We start from the raw sequence: 14,809 nt of genomic DNA on the forward strand, positions 1-14,809 counted from the left end.
AGATGGAGAGATCTGAAAATGAGGACAAAGCTGCTGGCTCTGGTAGCGGTAGGAATCGTAGGGCTGCTCATCGTGGGCACCATGGGTATGATCAATCAGAAGCGCAGCCAAGCCGAACTGCAACTCCTCAACAACAGCATTCATCATGTGGCTGAATTCGGTGAAATGAAGAACCGGTTTCTGGCCGCCCGCCTCGATTTGGTCTACATGATGGCCCTCAAGGATGAGGTCAAGCTGAAAGACAAGTTCGATGACTACAACAAGCAGATCGAGAGCATCCGCACCAGCCTGAAAAAGGTTAATACTGCAGATCTGGCCCCCAAGGAGCAGGAGCTTGTCACTGTTTTCCGTGAGGGAGTCGAATCCTATTCAATCCAGGGGACCAAACTCGCAACCATGCTGTTGGAGGCCCATAGCACGGGCAATGCTGCTGCCCTGTCAGAAGCTACTCAGTTCGGGGCAGAAAAAGTAGGCCCCCTGTACACAAAGCCTGCCGAAGCAGTCAGCTCCCTCAACGATATCAATGTCAAGGAAAGCGAGGAGATATTTGCAGAGGCGGCCACAGCCCACAAACGCCAGACTGTAGTATTGCTTCTTGCCATTATCGCAGCAGTAGCCGGCTCAATCATTATCAGTATCGGTATCTCCCGGGGCATTACCCGCGCCCTTGCTGATGTCTTCGAAACCATGGCTGCCATTGCCGATGGAGACTTGCGAGTTCGTTCCGGGATTACCTCAACTGATGAAATGGGCATGCTCGGCAACGAGATGAACACCATGGGAGAAAAACTCTCCGGCATCATCAGGAGGCTTTCCGACAACAGCCTCTCAGTGTCATCAGCGGCCATCCAGATGCATTCCACCGCCGGCCAGATGGCTACCAGCACCGAAGAACTCGCGGCCCAGGCCAGCACCATCGCCACAGCCTGCGAGGAGATGTCCGCCACCTCAACGGAAATCGCCCGCAACTGTCACAATGCAGCCAATGATTCGGCCAAAGCCAATGAAGCGGCTGAAATGGGAGCCAGGGTAGTTGACGAAACAGTCAATGTAATGAGCCGGATTGCGGATCGTGTTCGTGACACAGCCCAGACGGTAGAAACACTCGGTTCTCGTTCGGATCAGATTGGTGAAATTATCGGCACCATTGAAGACATTGCTGACCAGACCAATCTGCTGGCACTCAACGCTGCCATCGAAGCGGCACGTGCAGGAGAACAGGGACGCGGCTTCGCTGTTGTTGCGGACGAGGTCAGGGCACTTGCAGAGCGGACAACACGGGCAACCAAAGAAATAGGCGCAATGATCAAGTCCATCCAGACCGAAACCAAAAGTGCGGTCACCGCCATGGACGAAGGTGTACGACAGGTGGAGCAGGGCACTGCAGAAGCGGCCAAATCCGGCGATGCGCTTCGGCACATTCTGGACCAGATTGCCAGTGTTACGAATCAGGTCAATCAGATAGCAGTAGCAGCTGAAGAACAAACTGCAACCACAATGGAAATCAACAACAACATTCAACAGATTACTGAAGTAGCTCACATTACTTCAACATCATCCCACGAAGAAGCAGATGCAGCCAACCAGCTTGCACGGCTTGCCGAAGATCTCAAGGAAATGGTCGAACAGTTCCGGATATAGCTGAAAATTAGTTTACCACGGACATCAGAGAGCACTCCTCTCCCAGGGAGTACTTGAAAGATATAAACCATAAACATTCACACAAAAAAAGGAGCCCCCACTTTCGTGAGAGCTCCTTTTTTTGTTGCTGCTGTAAACCTCTTTCCGATTATCCCAGAATAGCTTTGAGGTCTGCTTCTGCTGTTGTGATTGGGCCGATGTTGAAGTTCTCCACCAGGAAGTTGAGTATGTTTGGTGTGATGAACGCGGGAAGTGTCGGTCCGAGTTTGATGTTCTTGATGCCCAGGTGCAGCAGGGTCAGCAGGATGACAACCGCTTTCTGCTCGTACCAGGAGAGCACCATCGAGAGCGGCAGGTCATTTACGCCGCATTCAAATGCGCCGGCCAGGGCCACGGCGATCTGGATCGCAGAGTAGGCATCGTTGCACTGACCGATATCCAGCAGACGTGGAATACCGCCGATATCGCCGAAGTCGAGCTTGTTGAAGCGATACTTGCCGCAGGCCAGGGTCAGGATGACGGTGTCCTTGGGGGCTTTCTCAGCGAACTCGGTGTAGTAGTTGCGGCCGGATTTTGCGCCGTCGCAGCCGCCCACCAGGAAGAAGTGCTTGATGTCGCCGGACTTGACCGCGGCGATGACCTTGTCGGCTACGCCGAGAACTGCGTTGTGTCCGAAACCGGTCAAGATCTCCTGCCCCGGATTCTCGGGCAGCCCCGGGCATTCCAGAGCTTTATTGATCACTGCAGAGAAATCCCATCCGTCGACATGCTTGACACCAGGCCATGCAACGAGTCCCCAGGTAAAGAGACGGTCGGTGTAGGAGTCGCTTGGACGCTGGATGCAGTTGGTATTGAAGATAATCGCGCCGGGGAAGTTAGCGAACTCCTTGGCCTGATCCTGCCATGCGCCGCCGAAGTTGCCTACGAGGTGGCTGTACTTTTTGAGGCCGGGATAACCGTGTGCAGGCAGCATTTCACCGTGGGTGTATATGTTGATGCCCTTGCCTTCAGTCTGCTTGAGGATCTCTTCCAGCATCTTCAGATCATGGCCGGAAACCAGGATTGCTTTGCCGGATTTGGTGCCGAGCTGTACCGGTGTTGGTACCGGGTGGCCGTAGGTATCGGTGTGGGCGGCATTCAGGAGTCCCATCACGGTCAGGTTGTGCTTGCCGCACTCCATGGCCAGGCCGACAACATCCATCAGGCCGGCGCTGGCATTGGTGGTTGCTGCCAGGGCCTTCTGGAAGAAAGCCATCACCTCATCATCGGTCCTTCCCAGAATCATGGCGTGATCCATGTAAGCTGCCATGCCCTTCAGGCCGTACATGAGGATTTCGATTACGGAGCGGATGTCTTCGTTAACATGCTGGGTATTTATGCCGTGCTGCTCTCCCTGGTTGACCATACCGGCCAGATCTTCAGCCGGCTTCCAGTCAGCAACCGGGTTAGCGATAGCGGAACCGTAGGCTGCCTTGGCTTTTTCCTTCAACTCGTAGCACTGCTTGATCATACCGCCAATGCGGGCCGGCTCGAAGTCAACGTTGGTAACGGTGGTGAAGAGCCCTTCAATAGTGAAACGATCGATCTCTGCGTTACGGCCGATTTTGTCGGCATACAGCGCCAGGCTTTTGAGGCCGTAAATCAAATGATCCTGAAGAGCAGCAACATCGGGCTTCTTGCCGCATACACCTGAAATGTTGCATCCGGTTCCATTTGCTGCCTGCTCGCATTGATTACAAAACATACTCATTGTTGATCCTCCCTCGTGTGATGTACTTGCTGAATAAGTGGTTTAGTGTGCGTCATGTGAATGGAGCATAGGGCACTCTTGATCCACTTTGCTTGACGTCGGTCAAAAATTGCAACAATTGCAGATTTCTCTTAAAACAGAATCCGTGACGCATACATAGGCGTCCCAGGCAAGTGAAAGCGTGAAGGTGTTACGGATTCAGGTTTAACGCTAATAGTTACTGCTGATCCCATCCAAGGAACAGCTTATACCTCTATTTTTTGATTTTGACCATTCCTTTTAATTAGCTTTAATAGGGGCTACCTAACTCTTGCAACCAGGGTGTTGAACAGCTATCCTGCGTTTTTCATAACTGAAAGGAGAATTTACCATGGCCAAAGTTTACTTCGCCGATATGCGAGCCAGCCACAAAGAGAACCTGTTTGATAAAATCACAAAGCTCCTCGCACTGTGCGAGCTTGACCAGCGTGTGAATATCGGTGATCTGACCGCCGTAAAAATTCATTTCGGAGAAAAAGGCAACCATGCCTTCATTCGCCCGATCTTTGCCCGCAAAGTGGTGGAAGAGATCAAAAAGGCGGGTGCAAAGCCCTTTCTGACCGACTCATCCACATTGTATCCCGGAGAGCGCAAGGAAGCTGTATCCGCACTGACCTGCGGCATAGAAAACGGCTTTGCCTATGCCTGCGTAGGCGCACCGCTGATCATCAGTGACGGACTGCGCGGAGTGACTGAGCGCGAAATACCTGTAAATGGCGAGTTGCTTCAATCGGCCTTTATCGGCACCGAAATTGTGGAAGCCGATTCACTGGTCTGCCTGTCCCACTTCAAGTGTCACGAACTGACCGGTTTTGGCGGCGCCATCAAAAACCTGGGCATGGGCTGCGCCAGCCGCAAGGGAAAGCTGATCCAGCACTCGACTGTCGCGCCCAAGGTGGCGGTCAAAAACTGCACCGGCTGCGGAATCTGCCTCAACGCCTGCGCCCACGACGCCATCATTATTACCGACGGCACAGCCTTCATCGATCCAGACCTATGCGCCGGCTGCAGCCGCTGCATCACCGTCTGCCCCACCAAAACGATCAACATCCAGTGGAATGAAGCTGCCGATCTGGTGATGAAAAAAATGGCCGAGTACGCCAAGGCCTCCGTCATCGGCAAGGAAGAGCGCATGCTCTATCTCAACTTCATCACCCAGGTTTCTCCAGCCTGCGACTGCTACGGTCATGCCGACGCACCCATCGTCAACGACATCGGCATCTGCGCCTCAACCGACCCTGTGGCCATTGACCAGGCCTGTGCCGACCTGGTGAACGCCGCCAAAGGCAACGAAAATTCCGCCCTGAAGAGCGGTCACGAACCCGGTGGTGACAAGTTCAACGGTGTGTATCCTGACATCCCCTGGCAGGTGCAGTTGGAGCATGGGGAGAAAGTTGGATTGGGGAGTAGGAAGTATGAGTTGATCAGGGTGTGACCGGCAAACATCCCATTTGGCTGGATGTGCGATTCATATGGTTCGGGTGAATTACTCAATTACGAGTTGACATAGAAAGGCATTCGGCGTGACAAAGGTTAAAACCAATTTTTTCTTCACACAAATTTTTAACACAAAGGAGAAAGCCACAATGAAAGCGAAATCAACCTGTACCAAAAGACTTCTGATAATCATTGTCGCCGCAACAATGTCCCTTTGGACTAGTTATGCCGCAGCACACTGTGACACATTGGACGGACCGGTTGTCCAGGACGCCCGCAAGGCCCTTGATGGCAAAGATGTCACACCAGTTCTTAAATGGGTGCAACCCAAAGATGAGAACAGCGTGAAAGCCGCTTTCAATAAGGCACTTGCTGCGCAGGGGAAAAAGCAGCAGCAGGCCGTTGAGAACAAGTTTTTCGAATCACTTGTAAGGGTCCACCGTGCCGGCGAAGGCGCACCCTTCACCGGACTGAAGCCCGCAGGCGAAGTTGAGCCGGTTATAGCCGAGGCAGACAAGGCGTTGACCGGAGGATCTCCTGACGGCTTGATAAAAATGGTAACTGATACGGTCAAGCAGGGCATTAGCCAGCGATACGAGAAGGTGGCGGAAGCGCTCAAGCACAAGGATGAAAGCATACAGAAAGGTCGTGAATACGTGGCAGCCTACGTCGAGTATACCCATTATGTGGAGCGCCTGCAGATGGACGCAGAAGGACATGCTGCGCATCATGGAAAACCGGCTCACAAGAAACAAGCAACAGAGAAACATGTGCATGGCCATAAATGATGCCTCGGCAACCGGCTGGTGTTCACCACCCCCATGCTTTTACATTTTATCCTAATGTGATACTGCAAAATCTACAGAATTAACCCCTTAGAAGCCATCAAAACCACCAAGGAACATCCCAATATGTACTCAAATAGTGAAGGTGCCGAACGATGATATTGACCGGGACTATTGTTAATGCGGCTGCAATTTGTGCAGGTGCCCTGGTCGGCCGCTATGCGGGTCGCTTCATCTCCAGCAAGGTTCGTCAGACTGTCATGGCGGGTTTGGGGTTGACTGTACTACTGATCGGACTGCAACTGGCTCTGAAGAGCAAGCAGCCGATGATCGTTATCGGCAGTTTGATACTCGGTGGGGTACTCGGTGAATGTTTGCAGATCGAGGCGCGTCTGGAGTCGTTCGGCTTGTGGCTGCAAGGGCGCTTTGCCGGTGTGGGTAATATCGCAGAAGGTTTTGTAGCGGCAAGTCTGCTGTACTGCGTTGGCGCAATGGCAATCATGGGGGCACTACAGGATGGTTTAAGCGGGGTCCCGACCATCCTCTATGCCAAAGCAGCATTGGACGGGGTGGCATCGATTGCGCTGGCCTCGACCCTGGGGATCGGCGTGTTATTCTCGGCGATTCCGGTGGCGATGTATCAAGGAGGCATTACCATTGCGGCGGAATCCGCCAAATCGCTTCTGACCGAAACGGTGGTGGTTGAGATGAATGCCGTCGGCGGCCTGCTGATTGTTGCCATCGGCCTGGACCTGATTGGAATCAAGCGCCTCCCGGTCGGCAATATGCTGCCGGCGGTCTTTGTAACGGTGGGACTGGTCTGGATGTTTGGCCTGGCTTGACGACAGGCATCCAGCTTTATGTCAAAAAGCCCTTCACAAGTTTATCCCCGACTACAGCCGCAGAAAAATCAAACTGTCATTGTTGCAAATATGAGTTTCTGCATCTATACCGCTGACCCATTGAGGTATAAGCTGCCCTTCAGCTTAATGCACCTGGAAGCAATGATGAGATCAACAACCGGGGGAAACCCCATACAAGGGAGAATCAATGAACGCAGCGATCACTTACAAATCTCACGTAACCAGCAATGTACTTGACGAACTTGCCCGGCAATTGCCGTCCATTATCGCAGACGCACTGCATGTCCCCGGCGGAAGACTTGCAATAGTAACGCCTGAGCAGGTTTCACTGGAGTTTTCCGAGGCAAGCGGCCGCGATGTCGGCGCTGACTTGCGAATCATGGTATTTGCCAAGAACAATGATTTCAGGGAATCGAATGAAAATGATCTGGCAAAGGAAATTCTCGGAAAAATTCTCGCAGCAGTAACCAACGCCGGCGTGGACTATTCGGTCGATGTCCGCCTGTACCTTATGACCATAGGTGCTGCAGAGCATTCACTGGGATAGGAAGAAGCAAATATCAATCAGGCCGGCCAGCAGGGCTGGAACGACCAAGGGACAAGCTGCCTTTATTATCAAAGCTCAGCTTGTCCCTTTTTATTCAACTCATACTCTGTTCAAAATCAAACGTTAAAGGTGCTGCCGGATATTCCGGCAGCACCTTTCAGTTTCAGCAGCTATCTTCTTGTTCTCGCGGCGATCGTTGCAATCGCTGTATCCGTTCCCTTTGCCCCCGAATTGTCAGTAACGGTCAACGTAACTGTGTATTTTCCGGCAACGGCATAGCTTTTAGTGACGTTACACCCGGACTTGCTCGATCCGTCTCCAAAACTCCAGAGATAGGAAACGATGCTGCCATCTGCATCCGAAGAGCCGGTACACCCAAAGCTGATATTTTGTCCGGTGGTACCGCTGACATCCCGGCCGGCGTTGGCGATGGGAGCAACGTTCACCGGAGTGGTAACGGTGACGATCGCTGTGTCGGTGGCGATGGCGCCGGAATTATCAGTGACCGTGAGCGTTACGGTGTAAGTCCCGGCGGTGGCGTACGACTTAGTCACGTTGAGCCCGGTTTTTGATGTCCCATCTCCGAAGGACCATTTATATGAGGAGATCGTGCCGTCGGTATCGGAAGAACCCGAGCCGGAGAAGGCTATGGACTTGCCGGGGGCTGCGGTTTTATCCGGACCGGCGTTGGCCTTGGGCGGCTGGTTCTGTTCTTTAATAGTGACTATGGCAGTATCGGAGGAGGTTGCCCCCATATTATCGGTGACAACGAGTTTTACCGTAAAGGTTCCGGCGCCAGTATACACCGTACTTGCCGTCATATCGGTAGAGGTTGTTCCATTGCCAAAATCCCAGCTGTAGGAGGTAATCGTGCCATCAGAATCAGAGGATCCGGAACCGGAAAAGGTAAGAGTCTGCGCCGGAGCACCAGTGGCATCCGGACCGGCATTGGCTACGGGTGACACATTGGCTGACGCCTGAACAGTGGCAACGGAGGTTGACGTTCCGGTTGCGCCCCCGTTGTCGGTGACGGTAAGGGTAATGGTGAAGATACCGGCGGTGTTATAGGTTTTGGTCACCGAACTGCCAATTGCGGAGGTGCCGTCACCAAAATTCCAGCTATAGGAAGCTATGGACCCATCAGGATCCAGCGATGCAGCACCCGTGAAAACAATTGCCTGGCCTGCGACGACGGAAATATTTACTGGAGAGGAGTCTGCCAGAGGTGGCTGGTTTTGTTTGATGATATTGTGAATGGTCATGGTGAGGGTGTCAGTAGACTTTGCCCCTCCGTTATCGGTCACCACCAGGGTGACCACATAAACTCCCGCCGTGCTGTATGTTTTAACCGGGGAAACACCTGTTCCCTTGGTGCCGTCACCAAAATCCCAGGCATATGAGCTGATGGTTCCATCCGGATCTGAGGAAGCCGCACCGGAGAATGTTACCGCTTCACCCACCGAAGCATAGGCATCCGTGCCGGCCTTGGCTATCGGTACGGCATTGCCACCCGCCGGAGCCAAAACGGTGATGGTTACAGTATCAGTGGCAATGGTTCCCCTGTTGTCAGTGATGGTAAGGGTAACGGTATAGATACCGGTGTTATGGAATATTTTGCTAACAGTCTCACCTGTTGCCGAGGTGCCGTCATGGAAACTCCATGTGTAGCTTGCCACCTGACCGTCCACATCCCTTGAGGCTGTACCTGAAAGTGTAAAAACCTGACCTGCTGTTGTTACGATATCAGGCCCGGCGTTGGCCACTGGAGGTTGATTGGGCGGCAGCGAGGGCGCTTTCACGTTCACAAAAGCAAAATCTTCCCCAACAGCTCCCTTATCATCCGTAACCTTCAGCGATACCAGGTATGTCCCGCCGGTCGTGTACACGTGAGAGACATTCATACCGGTACCGATGGTGCCATCCCCGAAATCCCATGTGTAGGCGATTATTCCCCCTTCCGCGTCGGTCGACCCTGCCCCGGAGAACGCAATGGCTTCACCTACTGAGACAAGCCTGTCCGGTCCGGCAGAAGAAATAGGAATCTGATTTGTTGTTCCATCGGTAGTGCTGCGCAGGATATCGAAAAAGCCTTCCGATAACATTAGCGGAGCACCAAAGGCCGTCACGCGGTATTTCATCCAAGTGAAACCTGCCATTCTGACCGCAATGGAAGTGACATCACACTGGACATATCCGGCGGTATTTACCGGAAAATCCTTCCACACACTCGTATCGACCGTCTCACCATCGAGCAGGTAGGGATAGATCCTGATGATGGTTGGCGTGACCGGCGGTTCCATCACATAGAGGCTGAGGGTCACCTTACTGGTCAATGAAGCATCCTTTTCGAGCCTGATGCTGAGAGCCTTGTCTCCTGCTGTGGTGTGCGAAACCTGATAGCCATCAGATTCAATCGTATCGTGGAATTTGCTGGTGATGTCCGTAGTGGTGGTGGCCGTCGTATCGGGAGCGACCGGCGATGGCAAATCATTCAGCCACTTTACCTGGCGCCATTGTTTCTGGCCATCCACATGGCAGAAGAAGCAATCTCTTGTGACAACGATAGTATAACTGCCAGTATCATCCTGCACAGCCGGATGACAATGCAAGCAACCGTAATCGTATGCGTTTCGTATGGCGTGATGCCGTTGCGGGTTCGTTCCGGCAGGCTCGGTATGATACCCTGGACCGTGGCACACCGTGCAGTTTCTCTCCACAGTAATCGTGTAACCACCGGTACCGTCGGAAACAGGTTTATGGCACTGAGTGCAGCTCCAATTGTTGGCGTCGCGAACTCCATGATGAAAAGCCACGATAACCGCATCATCGGTTCCATGACATCTCCTGCAATCCGTTTGCGTCATCGCCATACCCCACGCGATGGAAGATGCATACACGCACGTAAACAGCGCCGCCACGACTGCCAAACCTGTCAGCGACAGCATCGGCAAATGGTCCATCAGGTACCTTTTCACTTTCACTCGTCTCCTCCTCTTTACTTGAATTCGCCTGCACTCACTCGCCATTGCTTCTACTCACGTACAAGCGTTCTAAAATTACAATAATTTTTGGTTTCCCCTGCAGTAAAGGATCTGAATCAGACAACAACCATTCTTGGTGGGATCCCATTCCTCAGGATAGACAGACATGAATGTAAAAATGGTGATACCGCTGATATTCTACGGCAAATGACGAGACAATTTTTCAGATCAGACTAATTCCTTTTCCTTTGTAGATAGGCTCAAGCCAGCATGGACGGAAAGGGGGTTTGAATTTAGGGGATTACTATGAAAGAAGTGTTCCAAATTTAAATATAATTAATTTTACTTTTATAATTAAGTAACAAAAAACAAGCTTGGCGCCGCCATCCGCGCCGCCACCATCGCACGACTGGGGGCCGACGAGCGGCTGCGGGTGGCCCGTCAGGACGCCCGGCGGGACGTGGCCGTGGCCTTCTACGACATCCTGCTGGCCCGGGAGCAACGCGGGCTGGCCCTGCAGAACCGGGAGCAGAAGACCAGGCACCAGGATGAGGCCGAGCGCAAGTATGCCGCCGGAGTGGCCACCGATTACGATGTGCTGGCCGCCAGGGTTTCGGCGGAAAACGCCAACCCCGATGTGATCCGCAGCGAAAACACCCTGAAGACGGCCAGGGACCGCCTGCGCTACATCCTGGCAGTGGAGGGAGATGTGGATGTCCAGGGAGGGCTGGAGCCCCCGGCCTACGCCGCCCCCTCCTTTGGGGATGCCATCCGCACCGCACTGGAGCGCCGTCCGGAACTGAAGGAGATCCGCCACCGCAAGAAGATAGCCGATGAACTGATCAGCGTGGCCCAGGCCGACAACAAGCCCCACCTGGACCTGACCGGGGCCTACGGATACCGCCGCCTGGATGTGGGGGGCGCCAGCAGTGACGGGCTGCTCTGGAACGCGGGCATCGTGCTCAAGTTCCCCTTCTTCGATGGGCTGAAAACCCGCGGCAAGGTGGCCCAGGCCACCAGCGACCGCACCTCGCTGGAGATCGACGAAGCCAAGCTGGCCGATGCGGTGGCCCTGGAGGTACGGGAAGCCATCCACCGGGTAGAGGAATCGCGGGAGATTATGAACTCACTGACGGGAACCGTGGCCCAGGCGGAAAGGCTCCTGGCCATGGCCGAGAAGGGCTATGAACTGGGGGTCAAGATCCGGCTGGAGGTGGAGGATGCGGAACTGAACCTGCTGCAGGCCCGCAACAACCTGGCCCGCGCCAAACGAGATTTTCTGACGACCAAAGTAGCAATGGAGCGGGTGCAAGGCATCCTGGGGGAGTGAGCTATGGCCAGCCTGCAAACCCTCCTCATGGCCAAAGGATACTACCAGTGTCGCTATCGCGATCTCATCGATATCATCCGCAAAGTCAGTATCCCCCCTGGGGCGTCTACCGACCAGGAAGAGGCAATAGCTGTAACGGAATGATCTTCAAAGTAGATTAGCAGGAGAGCCATAGTGAGACAAAAGAGGCCAGGAGAGCAATCGCTCCCCTGGCCTCTTTTTTTTGGGGCTACCCTCCCCGGCTTTGGCCGACGGAGAAACTCTTTCCCCAGACAGGGATCATTTACTCCGGCTGCCCCGACGACCGGTCTTGGGTGCCGGTCGCTGGGAAACCACCTTTTTCCGTCCCCGCTCCCCGCCCTCTACCGCAGCCTGTTTCGGCTGTGCCTGCTTCTGCTGCGTCTTGCGCGGCTTGGGGGGTTGGCTGACCTGTTTGAGCTCCTTGACCCGCTGGCTGCGCTTGGCTGCATACTGGGGGAACTCCGCCAGGGTCTGGGGCGAAATGCCCTTTCCCAGCAGCTTCTCGATGGCCTTCAGCAACATCTGCTCCTCGGGACTCACCAGAGAGATAGCGACACCCTCCTCCCCGGCCCGACCGGTGCGGCCGATGCGGTGAACGTAATCCTCGGGCACCTGGGGCAGGTCGTAATTAACCACATGGGGCAGGCGCTGGATATCCAGGCCGCGCGCCGCCACGTCGGTAGCCACCAGCACCCACAGCTCCCCTTTTTTAAATTCCCCCAGGGTGCGGGTGCGGATGGACTGGCTCTTGTTGCTGTGAATGGCGGCCGCCTTGATGCCGTCCAGCAGCAGTTCTTCGGTCAGCTTGTCCGCCCCGTAGCGGGTGCGGGCAAAGACCAGCACCTGGTTCCAGCCCCCGCTGCGGATCAGGAAGGAGAGCATTTCCCGCTTGCGGCTGCGTTCCACCTGGTAGACCACCTGGGCCACCGCATCGGCGGCGATATTGGGGGGAGCCACCTCGATCCGCCGCGGGTGATCGAGCAGTTGGTCGGCCAGCTGCTTGATGGTTTTGGAATAGGTGGCCGAAAACAGCAGGGTTTGGCGCTTGGGAGGCAGGTATTCCGCCACCCGCTTGATGTCGTCGATAAAGCCCAGGTCCAGCATGCGGTCGGCCTCATCCAGCACCAGGAACTCGACCCGGCCCAGGTTCACCGTGCCCCGTTCGGCATGATCCAGCAGCCGCCCCGGGGTGGCCACCACGATATCGACGCCGCGCTGCAGCCGCTCGATCTGGGCCTGGATGGTCACACCGCCGTAGATCATGGTGGAGCGCAGCGACAGGCGCCGGGCGTAGTTGTTCATCTCCTCACTGACCTGGGCCGCCAGCTCACGGGTCGGCACCAGCACCAGCGCCCGTGGTACCCGCCGCTTGTGCGGAGAAGGATGTTCAGCCAGGCGCTGCACGATCGGCAGGGCAAAGGCCGCCGTCTTGCCGGTACCGGTCTGGGCGCCGGCCAGCAGATCGCATCCCTCGAAAACTACCGGAATGGCCTGGCTCTGGATAGGGGTGGGAGCGGTATATCCCCGACTGGCAACCGCGCTGAGTAATTCCGGCCGCAGGCCGAGCGATTCGAATGACATATGATTGAGCTCCTTGTGTTGCATACGTTGCAGTTGTGCTGGAAACAAAAAACCACAGGCACGATCCCGTGGTTTCAGATGTTCCGGTATAGCATGCCAGGCGGCAGGCTTGCAATGCTGTTAGAAAACCACACAGGCAGCAATTGTTTAATTAAATTTAACATGCTAATAGTAGCGGACTCGGCACCCGCAGATTCAGCTATCAGAGCGGACGACAAGAGGGGGACTAATGATGGAAAAGCGAGACATCAAGCAAGAACTGAAGCTCTTCTACACTGCCTCTGCCAAGGAAGTGACTACAGTTGACGTACCGGCAATGAACTTCCTGATGGTGGGAGGCCAAGGCGATCCGAATACTTCCCAATCATTTCGAGATGCTGTTGAAGCTTTGTTTTCCGTTTCCTACACGGCCAAATTCATCATAAAAAAAGCGCCATGGCGATTGACTACGGGGTAATGCCGCTTGAAGGCCTCTGGTGGATGGATGACATGACAAAATTCAGCGTGGATAACAAAGATATGTGGAAGTGGAACGCCATGATCATGCAACCAGAGTTCGTGACCACGGCGGTTTTGGAAGAGGCCATTGCCCAGGTGAAAAAAAAGAAAAAACTTCCAGCTCTGCCGCTGTTGAGGTTGCAAGAGTTTCACGAAGGAAAGGCCGTTCAGACCCTGCATATCGGTCCATATTCCGAGGAAGGCCCGACTATTCAGACGCTACATGAGACAATCTCCAAGCAGGGCAAAAACCTGGCGGGCAAGCATCATGAAATTTATCTCAGTGACCCCACGCGCACTGCTCCTGACAAGTTGAAGACAATCCTTCGTCAGCCTTTTGCATAGGACAAGGCCAATGTTGGGGATACCTGGGCAAGGTGCCTGAGTTAGAGCTTTATAGAAGATAGCGCTCTGGCCCAGGAGCATTCTGCAGTACGGATCAGGAGAAATAATTAAAAACATACAGTATTAGATGCTCTGGATAAGTAAAAATCACAGGTAAAGGCCTCTAGTATTATTAAACCTGAATGGCATCCAATAGTAGATGCCATACCATGACCGCGCAATAATGAGTTATCAAAAAAAAGGAAAAGCATGAATAGAAAAATATCATTAGTTAGCTACGCTTTAGCTTGGCTTTGTTCAGCAGCAATTTCCGCAATAGCATGTTTCAGTTTTGATTATCCTGATAACTTGATTTTAAAAACGTTGATTTTGTCGAAAGCCTTAATTACTCAATACATAAGTTATAATTTTTTAGAAAATACTGTTTTGATTACTTTCGCATGCTTTTCATTTTTTGTTGCTATTTCTAACCCACGCTGGAAGCTTGGTGAGTATGAGGGTTGGTATAAAAAATTTAGGAATTTCATGGCACTAACTCGCTTTAATGGCATTGTATATCTGTCCTTTATAATCAGCGGAATTATCATTGGAATAGGCATATATTGTACATCCAAAGCTGAACATAAGGTTTTGAATGTTTTCAACCTGTATGGTGTGCTTTTCCTGCCAGTTTCATACATCATGTACAGTATGGCAAGAGAGGCATACTCGATTAAGCGATTTGTAGCTAGAAGGAACTGGAAAGCGTATTTATTCCGCACATTATTTATTTTTCAAGGTCTCTTTGCAGTTAGCCAATTGTTCACTCCATTTAAAATACACCGCTAACCAAGCATGGCAGAATGACACTCCGCCGCTGCGCGCTCACATTATGGGACTCTGAGAACTATGACTATCTTAGCTGATAAAGGATGTGACCTTCCCCCTGAAAACTGAGCCATTGCCAACTTAGTGATTTCGGTCTAGAACCTCAACCAAGGAGCTAGACATG

13 protein-coding genes and 1 pseudogene are annotated in these 14,809 nt (G+C 53.3%); 11 read left to right on the forward strand and 3 right to left on the reverse strand.

Features of this window, described 5'->3' with window-relative positions:
• Window positions 1-18: 18 nt before the first annotated feature.
• The gene (locus KJB30_RS15705; protein WP_246545737.1) at window positions 19-1,641 is read left to right on the forward strand and encodes a methyl-accepting chemotaxis protein; all 1,623 of its coding nucleotides are present in this window, start codon (window positions 19-21) and stop codon (window positions 1,639-1,641) included.
• Window positions 1,642-1,789: 148 nt separating this feature from the next.
• Here KJB30_RS15705 and hcp read toward each other — a convergent pair whose 3' ends face one another.
• Window positions 1,790-3,391 (reverse strand): hydroxylamine reductase, encoded by a 1,602-nt coding sequence (gene hcp / locus KJB30_RS15710; protein ID WP_214301077.1) that lies wholly within the window; start codon window positions 3,389-3,391, stop codon window positions 1,790-1,792.
• 370 nt (window positions 3,392-3,761) lie between these two features.
• Here hcp and KJB30_RS15715 point away from each other — a divergent pair, with 370 nt between their 5' ends.
• The 4 genes from KJB30_RS15715 (at window position 3,762) to KJB30_RS15730 (ending at window position 7,062) form a co-directional block, all read left to right on the forward strand.
• Window positions 3,762-4,865 (forward strand): DUF362 domain-containing protein, encoded by a 1,104-nt coding sequence (locus tag KJB30_RS15715; RefSeq protein WP_214301079.1) that lies wholly within the window; start codon window positions 3,762-3,764, stop codon window positions 4,863-4,865.
• Between the two features lie 151 nt (window positions 4,866-5,016).
• The gene (locus KJB30_RS15720; protein ID WP_214301081.1) at window positions 5,017-5,655 is read left to right on the forward strand and encodes a DUF6448 family protein; all 639 of its coding nucleotides are present in this window, start codon (window positions 5,017-5,019) and stop codon (window positions 5,653-5,655) included.
• Window positions 5,656-5,807: 152 nt separating this feature from the next.
• Window positions 5,808-6,494 carry a DUF554 domain-containing protein gene (locus KJB30_RS15725; protein ID WP_214301083.1) on the forward strand — a complete coding sequence of 229 codons (687 nt, stop codon included), beginning with the start codon at window positions 5,808-5,810 and terminating at the stop codon, window positions 6,492-6,494.
• A 208-nt stretch (window positions 6,495-6,702) separates the two neighbouring features.
• The gene (locus KJB30_RS15730; RefSeq protein WP_214301085.1) at window positions 6,703-7,062 is read left to right on the forward strand and encodes a hypothetical protein; all 360 of its coding nucleotides are present in this window, start codon (window positions 6,703-6,705) and stop codon (window positions 7,060-7,062) included.
• Between the two features lie 170 nt (window positions 7,063-7,232).
• Here KJB30_RS15730 and KJB30_RS15735 read toward each other — a convergent pair whose 3' ends face one another.
• Window positions 7,233-10,043: a PKD domain-containing protein gene (locus KJB30_RS15735; RefSeq protein WP_214301087.1), complete on the reverse strand. Its 2,811-nt coding sequence runs from the start codon at window positions 10,041-10,043 to the stop codon at window positions 7,233-7,235.
• A gap of 379 nt (window positions 10,044-10,422) precedes the next feature.
• On the opposite strand from KJB30_RS15735, the pseudogene KJB30_RS18295 reads away from it, so the two are divergent.
• The 3 genes and pseudogenes from KJB30_RS18295 to KJB30_RS15745 form a co-directional block, all read left to right on the forward strand.
• Window positions 10,423-10,725 (forward strand): annotated as a pseudogene (locus KJB30_RS18295) (TolC family protein); the annotation flags it as partial.
• Window positions 10,723-11,373: a TolC family protein gene (locus KJB30_RS15740; protein WP_367619001.1), complete on the forward strand. Its 651-nt coding sequence runs from the start codon at window positions 10,723-10,725 to the stop codon at window positions 11,371-11,373. The pseudogene KJB30_RS18295 and the gene KJB30_RS15740, both read left to right, overlap by 3 nt.
• Window positions 11,374-11,376: 3 nt before the next feature.
• Entirely contained in the window at window positions 11,377-11,517 is a 141-nt protein-coding gene (locus KJB30_RS15745) for a hypothetical protein (protein WP_214301089.1), read from the forward strand.
• A 135-nt stretch (window positions 11,518-11,652) separates the two neighbouring features.
• Here the strand turns inward: KJB30_RS15745 and KJB30_RS15750 are convergent, their stop codons facing one another.
• Window positions 11,653-12,975, reverse strand: a complete 1,323-nt coding sequence (locus tag KJB30_RS15750; RefSeq protein ID WP_214301091.1) for a DEAD/DEAH box helicase — start codon at window positions 12,973-12,975, stop codon at window positions 11,653-11,655.
• Between the two features lie 229 nt (window positions 12,976-13,204).
• Between KJB30_RS15750 and KJB30_RS18100 the strand changes: the two genes are divergently transcribed.
• From KJB30_RS18100 to KJB30_RS15760, 3 genes are all read left to right on the forward strand, one after another.
• Window positions 13,205-13,432, forward strand: a complete 228-nt coding sequence (locus KJB30_RS18100; RefSeq protein WP_246545738.1) for a hypothetical protein — start codon at window positions 13,205-13,207, stop codon at window positions 13,430-13,432.
• Between the two features lie 32 nt (window positions 13,433-13,464).
• On the forward strand, window positions 13,465-13,818 hold the full coding sequence (locus KJB30_RS18105; protein ID WP_367618999.1) for a GyrI-like domain-containing protein: 354 nt from the start codon (window positions 13,465-13,467) through the stop codon (window positions 13,816-13,818).
• A gap of 249 nt (window positions 13,819-14,067) precedes the next feature.
• Entirely contained in the window at window positions 14,068-14,646 is a 579-nt protein-coding gene (locus KJB30_RS15760; protein WP_214301093.1) for a hypothetical protein, read from the forward strand.
• The last annotated feature ends 163 nt before the right edge of the window (window positions 14,647-14,809 follow it).

The sequence above is a fragment of the Pelotalea chapellei genome, from assembly GCF_018531195.1.
Taxonomy (GTDB): domain Bacteria; phylum Desulfobacterota; class Desulfuromonadia; order Geobacterales; family Pseudopelobacteraceae; genus Pelotalea; species Pelotalea chapellei.

Coding starts and splice junctions, on each gene's coding strand:
- KJB30_RS18100 (WP_246545738.1), top strand. CDS start 13,205: ATGATGGAAAAGCGAGACATCAAGCAAGAACTGAAGCTCTTCTACACT.
- KJB30_RS15705 (WP_246545737.1), top strand. CDS start 19: ATGAGGACAAAGCTGCTGGCTCTGGTAGCGGTAGGAATCGTAGGGCTG.
- KJB30_RS15725 (WP_214301083.1), top strand. CDS start 5,808: ATGATATTGACCGGGACTATTGTTAATGCGGCTGCAATTTGTGCAGGT.
- KJB30_RS15715 (WP_214301079.1), top strand. CDS start 3,762: ATGGCCAAAGTTTACTTCGCCGATATGCGAGCCAGCCACAAAGAGAAC.
- KJB30_RS15745 (WP_214301089.1), top strand. CDS start 11,377: ATGGCCAGCCTGCAAACCCTCCTCATGGCCAAAGGATACTACCAGTGT.
- KJB30_RS15730 (WP_214301085.1), top strand. CDS start 6,703: ATGAACGCAGCGATCACTTACAAATCTCACGTAACCAGCAATGTACTT.
- KJB30_RS15720 (WP_214301081.1), top strand. CDS start 5,017: ATGAAAGCGAAATCAACCTGTACCAAAAGACTTCTGATAATCATTGTC.
- KJB30_RS15750 (WP_214301091.1), bottom strand. CDS start 12,975: ATGTCATTCGAATCGCTCGGCCTGCGGCCGGAATTACTCAGCGCGGTT.
- KJB30_RS18105 (WP_367618999.1), top strand. CDS start 13,465: ATGACAAAATTCAGCGTGGATAACAAAGATATGTGGAAGTGGAACGCC.
- KJB30_RS15760 (WP_214301093.1), top strand. CDS start 14,068: ATGAATAGAAAAATATCATTAGTTAGCTACGCTTTAGCTTGGCTTTGT.
- hcp (WP_214301077.1), bottom strand. CDS start 3,391: ATGAGTATGTTTTGTAATCAATGCGAGCAGGCAGCAAATGGAACCGGA.